The 12,678-nt window shown below is 43.0% G+C and carries 11 protein-coding genes; 6 read left to right on the top strand and 5 right to left on the bottom strand.

Annotated features, from left to right (window positions below):
- Window positions 1–37: 37 nt before the first annotated feature.
- Together ACFGVS_RS19515 and ACFGVS_RS19510 are read right to left on the bottom strand one after the other, a co-directional pair.
- Entirely contained in the window at window positions 38–1,246 is a 1,209-nt protein-coding gene (locus tag ACFGVS_RS19515; RefSeq protein WP_439695237.1) for a BamA/TamA family outer membrane protein, read from the bottom strand.
- A 339-nt stretch (window positions 1,247–1,585) separates the two neighbouring features.
- Window positions 1,586–2,263 (bottom strand): hypothetical protein, encoded by a 678-nt coding sequence (locus ACFGVS_RS19510; RefSeq protein WP_439695236.1) that lies wholly within the window; start codon window positions 2,261–2,263, stop codon window positions 1,586–1,588.
- 564 nt (window positions 2,264–2,827) lie between these two features.
- Between ACFGVS_RS19510 and ACFGVS_RS19505 the strand changes: the two genes are divergently transcribed.
- The 6 genes from ACFGVS_RS19505 to ACFGVS_RS19480 all read left to right on the top strand — a co-directional run bounded on the left by ACFGVS_RS19505 (window position 2,828) and on the right by ACFGVS_RS19480 (window position 9,370).
- On the top strand, window positions 2,828–3,862 hold the full coding sequence (locus ACFGVS_RS19505; protein ID WP_439695235.1) for an SAM-dependent methyltransferase: 1,035 nt from the start codon (window positions 2,828–2,830) through the stop codon (window positions 3,860–3,862).
- Window positions 3,859–4,992: an alpha/beta hydrolase fold domain-containing protein gene (locus tag ACFGVS_RS19500; RefSeq protein WP_439695234.1), complete on the top strand. Its 1,134-nt coding sequence runs from the start codon at window positions 3,859–3,861 to the stop codon at window positions 4,990–4,992. The genes ACFGVS_RS19505 and ACFGVS_RS19500 overlap by 4 nt, the downstream gene beginning before the upstream one ends.
- 1 nt (window position 4,993) lies before the next feature.
- Window positions 4,994–6,286, top strand: coding sequence for an NAD(P)/FAD-dependent oxidoreductase (locus ACFGVS_RS19495; protein WP_439695233.1), 1,293 nt, complete (start codon window positions 4,994–4,996; stop codon window positions 6,284–6,286).
- A gap of 70 nt (window positions 6,287–6,356) precedes the next feature.
- Window positions 6,357–7,013 carry a hypothetical protein gene (locus ACFGVS_RS19490; protein WP_439695232.1) on the top strand — a complete coding sequence of 219 codons (657 nt, stop codon included), beginning with the start codon at window positions 6,357–6,359 and terminating at the stop codon, window positions 7,011–7,013.
- 47 nt (window positions 7,014–7,060) lie between these two features.
- Window positions 7,061–7,921 (top strand): DUF1365 domain-containing protein, encoded by an 861-nt coding sequence (locus tag ACFGVS_RS19485; RefSeq protein ID WP_439695231.1) that lies wholly within the window; start codon window positions 7,061–7,063, stop codon window positions 7,919–7,921.
- A gap of 210 nt (window positions 7,922–8,131) precedes the next feature.
- The gene (locus tag ACFGVS_RS19480; protein WP_439695230.1) at window positions 8,132–9,370 is read left to right on the top strand and encodes a class I SAM-dependent methyltransferase; all 1,239 of its coding nucleotides are present in this window, start codon (window positions 8,132–8,134) and stop codon (window positions 9,368–9,370) included.
- A 168-nt stretch (window positions 9,371–9,538) separates the two neighbouring features.
- Here the strand turns inward: ACFGVS_RS19480 and ACFGVS_RS19475 are convergent, their stop codons facing one another.
- The 3 genes from ACFGVS_RS19475 to ACFGVS_RS19465 all read right to left on the bottom strand — a co-directional run bounded on the left by ACFGVS_RS19475 (window position 9,539) and on the right by ACFGVS_RS19465 (window position 12,607).
- Window positions 9,539–10,885, bottom strand: coding sequence for an MFS transporter (locus tag ACFGVS_RS19475; protein ID WP_439695229.1), 1,347 nt, complete (start codon window positions 10,883–10,885; stop codon window positions 9,539–9,541).
- A 233-nt stretch (window positions 10,886–11,118) separates the two neighbouring features.
- The gene (locus tag ACFGVS_RS19470; protein WP_439695228.1) at window positions 11,119–11,913 is read right to left on the bottom strand and encodes a molybdopterin-dependent oxidoreductase; all 795 of its coding nucleotides are present in this window, start codon (window positions 11,911–11,913) and stop codon (window positions 11,119–11,121) included.
- Window positions 11,894–12,607: a cytochrome b/b6 domain-containing protein gene (locus ACFGVS_RS19465; RefSeq protein ID WP_439695227.1), complete on the bottom strand. Its 714-nt coding sequence runs from the start codon at window positions 12,605–12,607 to the stop codon at window positions 11,894–11,896. Before ACFGVS_RS19465 ends, ACFGVS_RS19470 begins: the two co-directional genes overlap by 20 nt.
- Window positions 12,608–12,678 lie beyond the last annotated feature (71 nt).

Below are 12,678 nucleotides of genomic sequence, written 5' to 3'. Positions count from 1 at the left end.
ATAGTTACCAGGGCTGGCTTATGTGTAGATAAAGTATCTAAAATACTTCGTTAAGCCCTAAAAAAAAGCCATTGGAGCCATAGCTGCCGCGGGCATAATCAAAACACATGTTTGATCGGGTGTATTTGTTAAACAGCAACCTTAACCCAAAACCCGCGCCGGGTTCCCAATACCTGAATAATTTAATATCCCGCTGATTATTGGCCGATTCGATATTTACAAAAGTAACGCCGCTTAGCAGTTTGTTTTTAGTTAGCGGAAAACGATATTCGGCCTCGTTGTAAACAAAAGATGGACCTTTAAACCGGCCTATTATAAATGCCCTGCCAATGCGGCCGTAGGCATCGCTTGCGGTGCCGGGCAATTCAAGGTAAGGTAACGATCCGCTTAGAAGGTAGTTGGCCCAGTGCCAAAAGGCCAGCACGTTTTCCGGGTCGGTATCGCTCAGGCTCCAGTATTTCCTGAACTCGGTTTTTAGTTGCACGGCATTATGGTTGCTGCCCAGCCAGCCCTGGTTGGTACGCAAAATTATATCGGCATAAACACCTTTAAACGCCCGGTTGGGCTGATCGCGGCTGTTATACTGAAAATTTAACAGTACACCATTGGCATTGTATTTAAACGGGTAATACCCTTTGCGGATACTATACCTGTAGTTGTGCGTTTCTTCAACGGGGATGTTTTTGCGGTTGTCGTCGATGTTGTTATAAAAGTTAAAGCTAAGGCCGGCGCCCACATAAATATGGTCGGTTATTTTCCGGTAAATACGTTCGTTTATTTTTAAGTAAGTATACCTGATAGGAAACTCGTTAGGGTTATCGCCAAAGTGCTGATCGCCCATATGAAAAGGGCCGTCGCCAACACTACGCCGCCCGGTGCCCAGGCCATTATCTTTAGCTATGGTTTTGCCTACCTGAAGGGTGCCCTGCAGGTTCCAGATATTTTTTGAAGTAAAGGCGTTGTGTTTAAATTCAAGTGTGGAGAGGCCGTTTGTGGATATATAAGCCCCTGCATTCATGACTGATAATATGGTATTACGCCTATCGCCAAAATATTTGCCGGCGGCCGATGTTGCGCCTATGGCAAAGCCCACACTTGGGTTGTAGGCTGCGGAGGGTAATACCGCCCAAAAAAAGTTTTTTTCCTGGAGGCTGGTATCTGCGGTAGCCGGTTTTTTACTGCTGAAAAAGGAGTTTAAAAGACCATTGGCGTCACTTTGGGTTTTTAACGAATCCTCTAAACTCATCCTGGTTTGTGCACGAATGGCAGTTGTGGTTAGGATAACAAAAAGTAGCGCAAGCGCAAACCTGCAAATAAGTGAAATCAATTTAGGGCATTAATTAGTGATTGCTAATATAAACTTATCATTTTGAAAATGCGCATGTTAAGCGCGATTTTGTTTGGTTTTTAGATAAACGGGCAGGTATATAAATGGCGCTTTAAAACGAAACTCGGATGTCGAATAAAAGAGGGTGGCGTTGCTTTATGCCGGCCACCCTCAGATGTCAAGTTTAACGTTAAGAAATGATTTTCACAGGTAAAATGGAAATCTGCAAACGTACCTTAACAAGGCACAGTGGTTTAACTATTTTATTTTGTAGCTAAAAATCTCTGATTTTAAAATCACCTTGCCGCCGGTATTGGCATAAATTGCAACTACGCCAATGCCTTTAGCTACGTAAAACTCCTGGGTAAACTGTGTTGTGTATGTGCCGTTAATTTTAACCTGCAACTCCACGTTGCTGTGAATTAGGTTTGTATAGCTTTTTCCCAGGATAACGCGCGAGATGCCTTTTTCGGCGATGGTGGTTTTTAAACGGGCGTCAATTTGATTTTCGGCGTCGCTTAAATCAAGGGCGGTTGTCCAGCTTGTGCCGGCGGCAACATTGTCGTTAAGGTAAGGAAGGTCAAACTGTTTGTCGCTTTCATCGTCGAGCTGGATGGTGCTGTATACATGATCTTCAAAATTGAGATAAGTTTTGGTAGTACCATCGTTATCAACCGATTTTAATACATGATAATTTTTTGTGCCTATTTTTTTGATTTCGGCGGTCATCGTATTTTCGGTAGTATCAAGTGTTTCGGTATTATCGCCGGGTATTGGAGATACGGTTGTGGTGCGGTATTTCCAGGTTGAGCCGGCACTTAGCGGTTGATATGTATCGTTACCGGTGTTACCGCCGGGAGTATTGCTGTTGTCTTTTTTGCAGGCACCAAAAAATAAAATTAGCAGGGTGGTTAAGGTTAAAAGTGTCCTTTTCATTTTCGTAAATTAATTCGTGACCGTTTTTCGGTCGTTTTTATGGTAAATATTTATTTGTTAAACCGGCAGCTGGGGCGCCTCCGTTTGCCGTATGTGATGCCATTGACGTGTAAAATATCCGTTACGTTACAATGGAGCATAAATATTTTTTGCGTAATGAAACTTAGCAACACAATTTAATCGTTATGAAATTGCCTTTGGTGTTTTATAATTAATTGATTAATAGTATTTTAAAGCAATGGTGTTTAAGCAGGTTATTTAATCGAAAAAAATAAGTTTTGATTGAGTTTTTCTGACATAAAGGAGTATTCAGCCAGTTTACTTTACCATTGCGACATTGCTAAATACATGAATCAAGAATCTCCAAAGTTGGGTGTGGGGACAAAATGGGTTAATATTTAGCAAAATATTAATGTTAAGATCAGAAAAAAAAGTCGGGTTTTTATTCTGCCGGAATAAAAATAGCTGGGGCGAAATCCAAGTTATACCGTACAACGTATACCTCTAAAAATCAACTCAACAAAAAAACGTATAACTTAACACGTTAAACGTACAACCTAAAATATGTGGTACGATAAGCTAATTGAACAAGACAAAGTCCCGGACCTGCTTTTAAGGCAGGGGATACGGAAGCTATTAAAGCAGCGCCTTGATGATGAAAATAAAGGTGATGTAGAGGCTCAGCAGGAGCATTTAATGGCATTAATTGCCCAGTTAAAGGCATCGCCTATAGCGGTTAATACGGCCGATGCCAACGAACAGCATTACGAAGTGCCAACCCAATTTTACCAGTACTGTCTGGGCAAAAACTTAAAATATTCAAGCGGTTACTGGAAACCCGGCGTTACCGATATTGATACATCTGAAGATGATATGCTGGAAATAACCTGCCAGCGGGCTGAGTTAGCCAATGGGATGAATGTTTTGGAACTGGGTTGTGGCTGGGGTTCATTATCCTTGTACATGGCAGCTAAATTTCCGCAAAGCAATTTTACGGTGGTGTCCAATTCCCGTACGCAAAAAAAATATATTGATGAACAGGCCGATAGGCGAGGAATAAGCAACCTTACCGTGCTTACCGCCGATATGAACACCTTTACGATAGCCGATAAATTCGACAGAGTGGTATCTGTTGAGATGTTTGAGCACATGCGTAATTACCAGTTGCTGATGGCCAAAGTAGCGTCGTTTTTAAACACTAATGGCAAGCTGTTCATTCATATATTTACCCATAAAGAATATGCTTACCTGTTTGAGGTAATTGACGAAACCGACTGGATGAGCAAATACTTTTTTACCGGCGGCATTATGCCCAGCGACGACCTGATGTTTTATTTTAACGACCACCTGCTGGTTGAAAAACACTGGCACGTAAGCGGCTGCCATTACGGCAAAACAGCCGAGGCATGGTTAAGCAATATGGATAAACACAAAGCCGAAATTATGCCATTGTTTGAGCAAACCTATGGGAAAAACCAGGCCGTGAAATGGTGGGTGTACTGGCGTATATTTTACATGGCCTGCGCCGAGCTGTGGAACTATAATAACGGGAACGAATGGATTGTAAGTCACTATTTATTTCATAAAAAAACAGCATGATCCGTTTTGTAATTTGCATTATATTATTGCTGATATCCCTACTCACTATTTTTAAAGCCTTTGAATATACGATTTGGATGGTATCCATCATCGCCACAGAGTTTTGCTGGATGTTTATCCTGTTTAGTTTAGCCGCGCTTTTGTCCGGGTTTTTTTCGGCAAAGTACCAGCTGGCCGGAACAATTACGGGTGTTTTGGCACTTGTTTTATTTACCATACCAATAATCAGGGCCTATAATGTAGCCGCAAATCTTAAGCAGAATTTTACCGCTGAGTTTGGGCCGGGTAGCACTATTATTGATGGTGCCAACACACAACCACCCTATAGTTTTTTTAATATGTTCAGGGGAAACAAGCAGGTTGCCTTTAAAACCTATATCTACAAAAATTCCCCGGATTTAAACCTAACTATGGATTATTTCCCATCGCAAAAAATGGGTAACCGGCCCTGCGTAGTTGTTGTACATGGTGGTTCATGGAATAAGGGCGATAATAAACAACTGCCCGAATTAAACAGCTACCTGGCAACCATCGGTTATAATGTTGCTGCCATAAACTATCGCCTGGCTCCCAAATATCAAACGCCTGCGCCGGTAGAGGATGTGCATGCCGCTTTTGCTTACCTGCGTGAACATGCGGACGAGTTGAATGTCGACACCAATAATTTTATTTTGCTGGGCCGGTCGGCCGGGGCGCAGATAGCTTTGCTGGCTGCTTATACCTTGCATGAACCCGGTTTAAAAGCTGTAGTTGATTATTATGGTCCGGCAGATATGGTTTGGGGGTATTCCATCCCATCAAGCCGGCTTATCATGGATTCGCGTAAAGTGATGCGCGATTACATCGGGGGCACCTATCAGCAGGTACCGCAAAAATTTGCGGCTTGCTCGCCGCTGGAGTTTGTGGGTAAGCAAGCCTTGCCTACCCTTATCATCCACGGCGAAAACGATGTATTGGTATCGCCCGAGCATAGCCGCAGGTTAAACCTGAAGTTGGAACAAAACGGCATCAAGCATTTTTATTTAAAACTGCCCTGGGCCACCCACGGGTTCGATTTTAATTTAAACGGGCCTGGCGGGCAGCTGGCTACTTATACAGTTGAACGCTTTTTAAATACGGTAACAAAATAACATGTTAAAAACGGCTATTATAGGCACCGGTATTGCCGGCATGGGCTGCGGCCATTTCCTGCACCCCCAAAGCGACCTTACTTTTTACGAGCAAAACAACTATGTTGGTGGCCATACCAATACGGTAACAGTAGATGAAGATGGTAAGCCCGTATATATTGATACCGGGTTTATGGTTTTTAACTACCATACTTACCCCAACCTTTGCCGCCTGTTTGCCGAGATTAGCGCACCGGTTAAAAAAACGGATATGTCCTTCAGTGTGCAGCATGTGCCTACCGGGCTGGAGTATTCGGGGTCGAGTGTTAACCACTTGTTTGCACAGCGCAAAAATATCTTCAATATTAAATACATTAAGATGCTGATGCAGATTGGCAGATTTAATAAAGAAAGCGTAAAAATTGTTGATGACCCGAAGTATGCCAATTATTCAATAGGCCAGTATGTAAAAGAGTTTGGTTTTGGCGAAGAAATGTTGTGGAAATATTTGGTGCCCATGAGCTCGGCGGTATGGTCCACCCCGATGGAGCAGATGCTGGATTTTCCGGCGGTAACACTTATCCGCTTTTTTCAGAACCATGGCTTTTTAGGGCTGGATACACAGCACCAGTGGTATACGTTGGAGAAAGGCAGTCAATCATACCGGGAGATCCTGATTAGGCCGTTTAAAGATCGTATTCATACAAACCGCAAAGCCATAAATATTGTGCGTACCCCTGATGGAAAGGTAACGGTGCATGCAGCCGATGGCTCGCAGGAAACATTCGACAGGGTGATTATAGCTACCCACGGCGACCAGGCCCTTGCCTTGTTGGATACGCCTACGCCGCGCGAGCACAGCCTGCTATCATGCTTTAAATACCAGTACAACAAAGCCACCCTGCATACCGACGAAAGCATTATGCCCAAAACCAAACTGGCCTGGGCCAGCTGGAATTACCGCATCCAAAATCAGGACGGCAAACTTAATCCCAGTACTATTTACTGGATGAACATGCTGCAGGGCGTATCTGATAAAAAGAACTATTTTGTGTCCATCAACCCGCACGATAACATCGACCCTAAAAAGATCATCCGCGAAATTGATTACCACCACCCTTTGTTTGACGTGCCCGCCATAAACGCGCAGGAGCAGTTGTACAAGCTAAACCTTGACGGGCCGGTTTATTTTTGCGGCAGTTATTTTAAATACGGCTTCCACGAGGATGCCTTTACCAGCGCCGTTAAACTTTGCTCGCACTTGCTGGGCAGGCCGGTTTATGATGGAGGTGTGGTGATACAGCCGGCGGTATAAATTTCATTTTCAATAAACTTTATAAGGTTTTGAATAGCTATTTTAGGAACTGCTTAATGCCTTATCAATAATGAAGTCGATATTTTACATTATTACCATTTCTAAATTATTATCGGGATGTAGCGACTCGACGCATAAGGCTGTTAATACTAAATCTGTTCCTGTAGATACTACAAATTCATTTAAGATAGCCAATCTGTGGGTCACTCCTAAAAAAGAGCTTAAGTTTAATTCGTTACTGGAAGCCGGAAGCGATACAATTCACCTGGTTGTTTGCGCAGATTACGTTTACTGGCCTTTTGGAAAAATAAAAGATCAAATAAAATTTAGTTCGAGTCTTCTGAATAACTTTAAGATTGTTAATAAAACTTATAAAATGCCCGGCGGCCCGGCTGTGTTTCGGGTATTAAAACATGCATCAAGTAAACTGATTTTCTTTTTTGACAATTCTGATGGAGAAACCCACACAGATATTTTCAAAGGAGAGATATATGATGCGGATGTCAGTTTTTCTAATAACATAAAAATAGGAATTGATTTTGAAGGGTTTTATAGAGTGTTTTTTGACTACTTCCCAGGCGAATTAAAGAATCACTACAAGGTCATACAGTTTAGCTCATGTGTTGACGGAATAACACACACATATACTTTCAAGAACTGTAAATTAAAATCGGTCGTATTTACTACACATGGCTACCGGGACAGTTTTTCGAAAGTTGATTATTAGGTGGAATGTCCATCAACCGACCTCCCATTTATTCCGTATATTCATATATGGGAAACACCGCTATCAATTCCTGCTTATACAAGGCAAAAGTGATGCACCACAGGCTCGCGCCAAAGGAGCATAGCTTTCACTACGAGGTGTTTATGTTTTACCTGGACCTGGATGAGATTGATAGCCTAAGCAAAAGCCTGAAGCTCATGAGCCGTAACCGGTTCAATCTTTTCAATTTCAGGGATAAAGATCATTTGCAGTTGCCGCGCGACAACCCGGATACTTCCAAAAATATCCGCCAGCATATTACCGCTTATCTGCAACAAAATGGCGTGGATATTGGTGCAGGCCGTATCATGGCGCTTACTAACCTTTGCACTATGGGCTACCAGTTTAACCCTGTATCGTTTTATTTTTGTTATCACGAAAACGGCAAAATAGCCTGTTCAATAGTGGAGGTGTGCAATACCTTTTTGGAGATGAAGCCATACTTTTTAAGCGCAGGTACCATGCATGGCGATCAGTTTAAACTGAACACCGAAAAGTATTTTTATGTGTCGCCGTTCATAGATATGGATACCAATTTTGATTTCGACCTGCACATCCCCGGCGAAAAACTGCAGGTAAAAATTGATGATTATGATAAACAAGGCAACCGTTTTTTTATAAGTACGTTAAAAGGAATAAGAAAACCCCTTACCGATGTCAACCTGTTGCTTTATTTTATCAGCTTCCCGCTCATCACCCTAAAAGTAATTACGCTTATACATTGGCAGGCTTTGAAGCTTTGGCTTAAAAAAATACCCTTTCATAAAAAAGAAGATCAAAAAGAGCTACAAAAAGAAGTATTCAGACCTTGGAAGAGAATCAAGAGTCAAGAATCAAGAGTTAAGACAAAGACAGTAGAAGGGCCCTAAACATACGGGCTATCGGCTTACATGTCTTTTCCTGATTGAAACCAAGTATCACAATTGATCATTGTTTTTGTCTTTCTTGATTCTTGAACCTAATTTCTTGACTCCTTCATTTGCCTTGTTGCAATTTTTTGTAAATTGTATAAAACCTTGCACCAATTAAATTACGTAACTATTACAAATAACCATACCAGCATTATAGTTTTCTGAACCATGGCCAGCACGCTTACAATCACAAAAACCAATAGCTTTTACCAGGATATCGTTTTGAATATCCTATCCAAAATGGATAAGGGAACCCTTTACCTTACTTTACCCGATGGCGGGCAAATGGTTTTGGGCAACGGCACAGGTAATGTTACTGCAAGCGTAACCATAAACCACAGCGAATTTTATAAACGCCTTATTTTATTTGGCGATATAGGCTTTGGCGAGGCTTATGTTGATGGGCTTTGGGATACCGATAATATCACTAACGTAATTAAATGGTTCCTGCTCAACATTGAAAATACACCGGGTCTTTCGGGCAGCAAAGTTCAAACGCTGTCGCTTAACATCATGAAGTGGTTTAATAAAATATATCATTTTAAAAGGGCCAATACCGTTGAAGGCTCGCGCAGGAATATCTCGGAACACTATGACCTGAACAACGATTTTTTTGCCAGTTTTCTTGATCCTACCATGACTTACTCGGCCGCTTACTTTTATAAAGATGGCTTAAGCCTGGAAGAAGCGCAGATAGCCAAATATGACAGGCTGTGCCGCCAGCTGCATTTAAAACCAACCGATCATGTGCTTGAAATTGGCAGCGGCTGGGGCGGCAATGCCATTTACATGGCCCAAAAATATGGCTGTAAAGTAACCTCATTAACCATATCCGAAGAGCAGCACAAACTGGCCGTTGAGCGTGTTAAGGCTGCCGGTTTAAGCGATAGGGTAAGCATCCTGGTAAAAGATTACCGCCAGATGCACGGCACTTTTGACAAGATAGTATCTGTTGAAATGCTGGAAGCCGTAGGCTTTAACTATATGGACGTATACTTCCAAAAATGTCACGGGTTGTTAAAGAAAGACGGTATCTTGGCCATCCAGGTAATCACCTCGCCCGATTCACGCTATAAAGCCCTGCGTAAGGGGGTTGATTGGATCCAGAAACATATTTTCCCGGGTTCGCTGCTGCCATCGGTAGGCGCCATCAACCAATCTATTAACCGCACCGGCGATATGACGATGGTTGATTTGAAAGATATCGGGCTGGATTATGCCAGGACATTAAAATTATGGCACGAAGCCTTTAACGCCAACCTGCCTAAAGTAAAATCGCTGGGCTTTGATGATAAATTTATCCGCAAATGGAACTATTACCTGTGCTATTGTGAAGCCGCCTTTGAAATGCGCAACATTAACGTAATGCACCTGGTATATACACGGCCTAATAATATTGGGAGATAGTGTTTGGTGAATGGTTGATTGAGTTGATTGGCTGAGTGGTTTTTCAAATCTTCTATCGATGGGGCTCACGCCGCCACTGCGAATTGGCCGGAGTGTGTTACACCGTCGACAATTGATCGATACCCACCTCTTGCTAACATTTTCAAATCCTCAAATTTTCAAATTCACTCATCCATTCACCCTCTGCTCCCTGAACCTGCTAAAAAACACAATAGCCAGCAGGCAAAGCACAGCACCGCAAATGCCGTTAAGGCGCAGGCCATAATCGTGGCCCGGATCTTTACCATATACGGTTAAAAAAGCAAACAGGGCTATACCCAATGTTTGGCCTAACTTCACAAAAAGGTATTTAACGGCAAAAAACATCCCTTCGCGGTTTTCACCCGTACGCAGGGCCTCGCTTTGAGCTATCTCGGCAAGTATAGCGTTCGGGAGGATCCCTAATGAAGCCAGTGGAAAAGAGGCGCTTAAAACCAGGATATAAATTTGTACCTCCGGCGCAAATGGAAATTTACCCAGGAAAAATATCGCTACAAAAATGAGGCTCAACAAGCCAAATGAAAAAAGTACAATCGTCTTTTTCCCGATTTTTTTAGATAGGAAATTAACAAGAGGATAAAATACCAGCGAAAACAGAACCATCGATCCCATCAATATGCCTCCCATTGATTCGGGGAGGTTAAGCAGTACGGTTAAAAAATATAATAAGCCGCTTGATATGATACTGAGCGACATGTAGTATGAAAAATCGGATATGAGGTAATACTTGAAATTACGGTTTTCAAACGTTTTCCTGATGGCCGGAATCAGGCGTAAATGCGTTGGCTTGCTACTGGAATATTTTTTTTCATCAATACTTAAAACGGGCACCAGCATTATTAGCCCTGCAAAGCCGCACAAGCCCCATATGGTATACTGTACTGCCGAATTGCGGTCAAATATGTGGAAGCTATGCTGCACCAGGTCGGCAAAATTATTTACCATGGCCGATATGATGATACCGATAACAAAACCCACTTGTTGAAACGAAGATAGCTTTACTTTTTCGGCGGCGGTATCGGCCATCTCTGGCAATAGTGCGTTATACGGAATAATATAGCTGGTGGCAGCCATAAAAAAGCAAACAAGGGTAAATGTGATCCAGGCCGCATTTTTCATGCTTTCCATTCGGGTTACCGGGTGAAAAGTAAGCGCGCAAAAAACAACTGCGGGTAAAATAGCCCATTTCATGAAGGGGATACGGCGGCCACCCGGGCTTTTACTTTTATCGCTGAGCGAACCTATAAATGGGTCAAAAACAGCATCTACAAACCTGCCCGAAGCCACGATGATTGACATGATATTGAGCACCCCAAATACCAGCAATTGCGGCACCAGCGGAATTAAACCCGAGTTGGATGGCGGCAGGTAAAAATAAGGCAGCATCACGATAATGATATTAGTCATTACGCTCCAGCCTATCATCCCGCAGGCATAAGCAAGTTGTTTTGAAATAGGAAGTTTAGCTGCCGGCATGGTATGCAATATGCAAATATTAACTCAATGCCGCAAAGGGTGGGAGGGAAAAGGCGAAAGGTCAAAGGCAAAAGGTAGCTTCGGCGGCAGAGAGGGGGCAGATAAAAGGTGAAAGCCGAAAAGGTAGCTTCGGGTGAAGGAGATAAGCTACCGGAGGGTAGTGCTTAAATAAAGGCTCACCTTTCGCCTTTTACCTTTCGCCTTTCGCCTTTTACCTTTCGCCTTTACCCTCCTTACAGTCCCGAATAATAATCGTAGCCTTGCTCGGCCCAGTAATCGGGGGGGCGGTTATCGCTAAAAGTCATGGTGCCTATGCGTTTGAGGTTTTTGATTCCATATTTTACGGGGATAATGAGCCTTAATGGCGCGCCGTGTTTTGGCGGCAGCGGCTGTTCATTTACCTCGTAAGCCAGCAGGGTTTGCGGGTGCATGGCGCTTGGCATATCAATACCCACATAGTATCCTTTATCGGGGGTTGCCAGGCCTACATATTGTAATTTTGCCTGGTCGTCTAATTTAAAATGGCTTATAAAATCGCTGAATTTTACGCCACCCCAATGCGATATCTGGTCCCAGCCCTCAACGCATTTAAAATCATAAACAATATCCGTTTTTGGCAGGGCTTTAATATCATCAATGGAGATGCTCAGCACCTCGCCCGAGTGTTTTTTTACCTGCAACCGCCAGGCGGCTACATCTATTCTTCCTTCGCTGCCAATATCTTCATTATGGCGTACATTTTTTGCTGCCATTTCTTTGGGGTAAGTCTTTACCAGGTTATTATTGCTGAATATCCTGCGGAAGGCAAGCTCGGTTTTGTTTAAAGCCCGGCGCAAAGGAGCCCGTGCCCCTGCTGTTACGGTTGCAGTTTCCTCGGGCGAATTATAAAGCCATTTCCATCCGCCATAGGCAGCCCCGGCAGCTATAAAAAAGGTACCAAAGGATATAAAATTACGTCGGCTTATCTTTTGCTCAACCGTAAGGGATTTTTTAGGGCCTTTATTTTTTTTATTGAACGGGGTTTTCATCTGTAGTGGGGGTTGGGGTTTCGGTAATAGGTTCAGGATCTTTTACAGTGATAACTTCAAATCCGGATATCACCGAACGGAAATTATTCCAGCCGGCAAGTATCACCTGGATAATATGGATCAGGAAGAAAAACACATAGCCAATGGTTAATGCAAAGTGAATTATGCGTGCAAAATGGTAACCGCCGCATAGCCAGGTTAAATAATAAAATTGCACCGGTTTGTAAATAGCCAGCCCGGTTATCAGCGAGCCAAAACCCATTACAATAATTGCGGTATAGGCAATGCGCTGGGCCGCGTTGTATTTATTTTGAGGCGGTGCCATTTTGCGGATGTGCAGGTCATGCAGCAACACCAGCCAGGCCTCTTTAAACGATTTTTTTTGCGGCACCAGTTCCCGCCACTCGCCCGATATGATGGTGTACAATACATAAACCAGGCCGTTAAGCGCAAAAGCCCACATAAACAGAAAATGGAACGCCATCCCCTCAGATAGCCGGTGGGTTATGTTAAAGGCATGGTAAAACCCCTCAGGGAAAAAACTGAAAAAAGTATGCCCAAACAGGGTGATGCTGTACTCGTCATTGGCCCAGTAAATAAGCATCCCGCTCCATATCATAATGGTGAGGATAGGGAAATTTACCCAATGCGTCCAACGCATGGCCAGTGGGTGTTTTTCTTTTATTATTTTCATTTAGTGTTGGTTTGGTTTTTTAAAAATGCCTGCAAGCGGCCAATAAACCACTTACAGGCTATCAACAGAAA

The organism is Mucilaginibacter sediminis (assembly GCF_051903035.1).
Lineage (GTDB): Bacteria > Bacteroidota > Bacteroidia > Sphingobacteriales > Sphingobacteriaceae > Mucilaginibacter.
The sequence above is the reverse complement of the archived record's forward strand: the minus strand, read 5'-3'. Positions and strand labels throughout refer to the sequence as shown.

What these genes read in the sequence shown, in the direction of transcription:
- ACFGVS_RS19510 (WP_439695236.1), bottom strand. Translation starts at nt 2,263, where the DNA reads ATGAAAAGGACACTTTTAACCTTAACCACCCTGCTAATTTTATTTTTT.
- ACFGVS_RS19500 (WP_439695234.1), top strand. Translation starts at nt 3,859, where the DNA reads ATGATCCGTTTTGTAATTTGCATTATATTATTGCTGATATCCCTACTC.
- ACFGVS_RS19470 (WP_439695228.1), bottom strand. Translation starts at nt 11,913, where the DNA reads ATGAAAACCCCGTTCAATAAAAAAAATAAAGGCCCTAAAAAATCCCTT.
- ACFGVS_RS19475 (WP_439695229.1), bottom strand. Translation starts at nt 10,885, where the DNA reads ATGCCGGCAGCTAAACTTCCTATTTCAAAACAACTTGCTTATGCCTGC.
- ACFGVS_RS19505 (WP_439695235.1), top strand. Translation starts at nt 2,828, where the DNA reads ATGTGGTACGATAAGCTAATTGAACAAGACAAAGTCCCGGACCTGCTT.
- ACFGVS_RS19465 (WP_439695227.1), bottom strand. Translation starts at nt 12,607, where the DNA reads ATGAAAATAATAAAAGAAAAACACCCACTGGCCATGCGTTGGACGCAT.
- ACFGVS_RS19495 (WP_439695233.1), top strand. Translation starts at nt 4,994, where the DNA reads ATGTTAAAAACGGCTATTATAGGCACCGGTATTGCCGGCATGGGCTGC.
- ACFGVS_RS19515 (WP_439695237.1), bottom strand. Translation starts at nt 1,246, where the DNA reads ATGAGTTTAGAGGATTCGTTAAAAACCCAAAGTGACGCCAATGGTCTT.
- ACFGVS_RS19490 (WP_439695232.1), top strand. Translation starts at nt 6,357, where the DNA reads ATGAAGTCGATATTTTACATTATTACCATTTCTAAATTATTATCGGGA.
- ACFGVS_RS19485 (WP_439695231.1), top strand. Translation starts at nt 7,061, where the DNA reads ATGGGAAACACCGCTATCAATTCCTGCTTATACAAGGCAAAAGTGATG.
- ACFGVS_RS19480 (WP_439695230.1), top strand. Translation starts at nt 8,132, where the DNA reads ATGGCCAGCACGCTTACAATCACAAAAACCAATAGCTTTTACCAGGAT.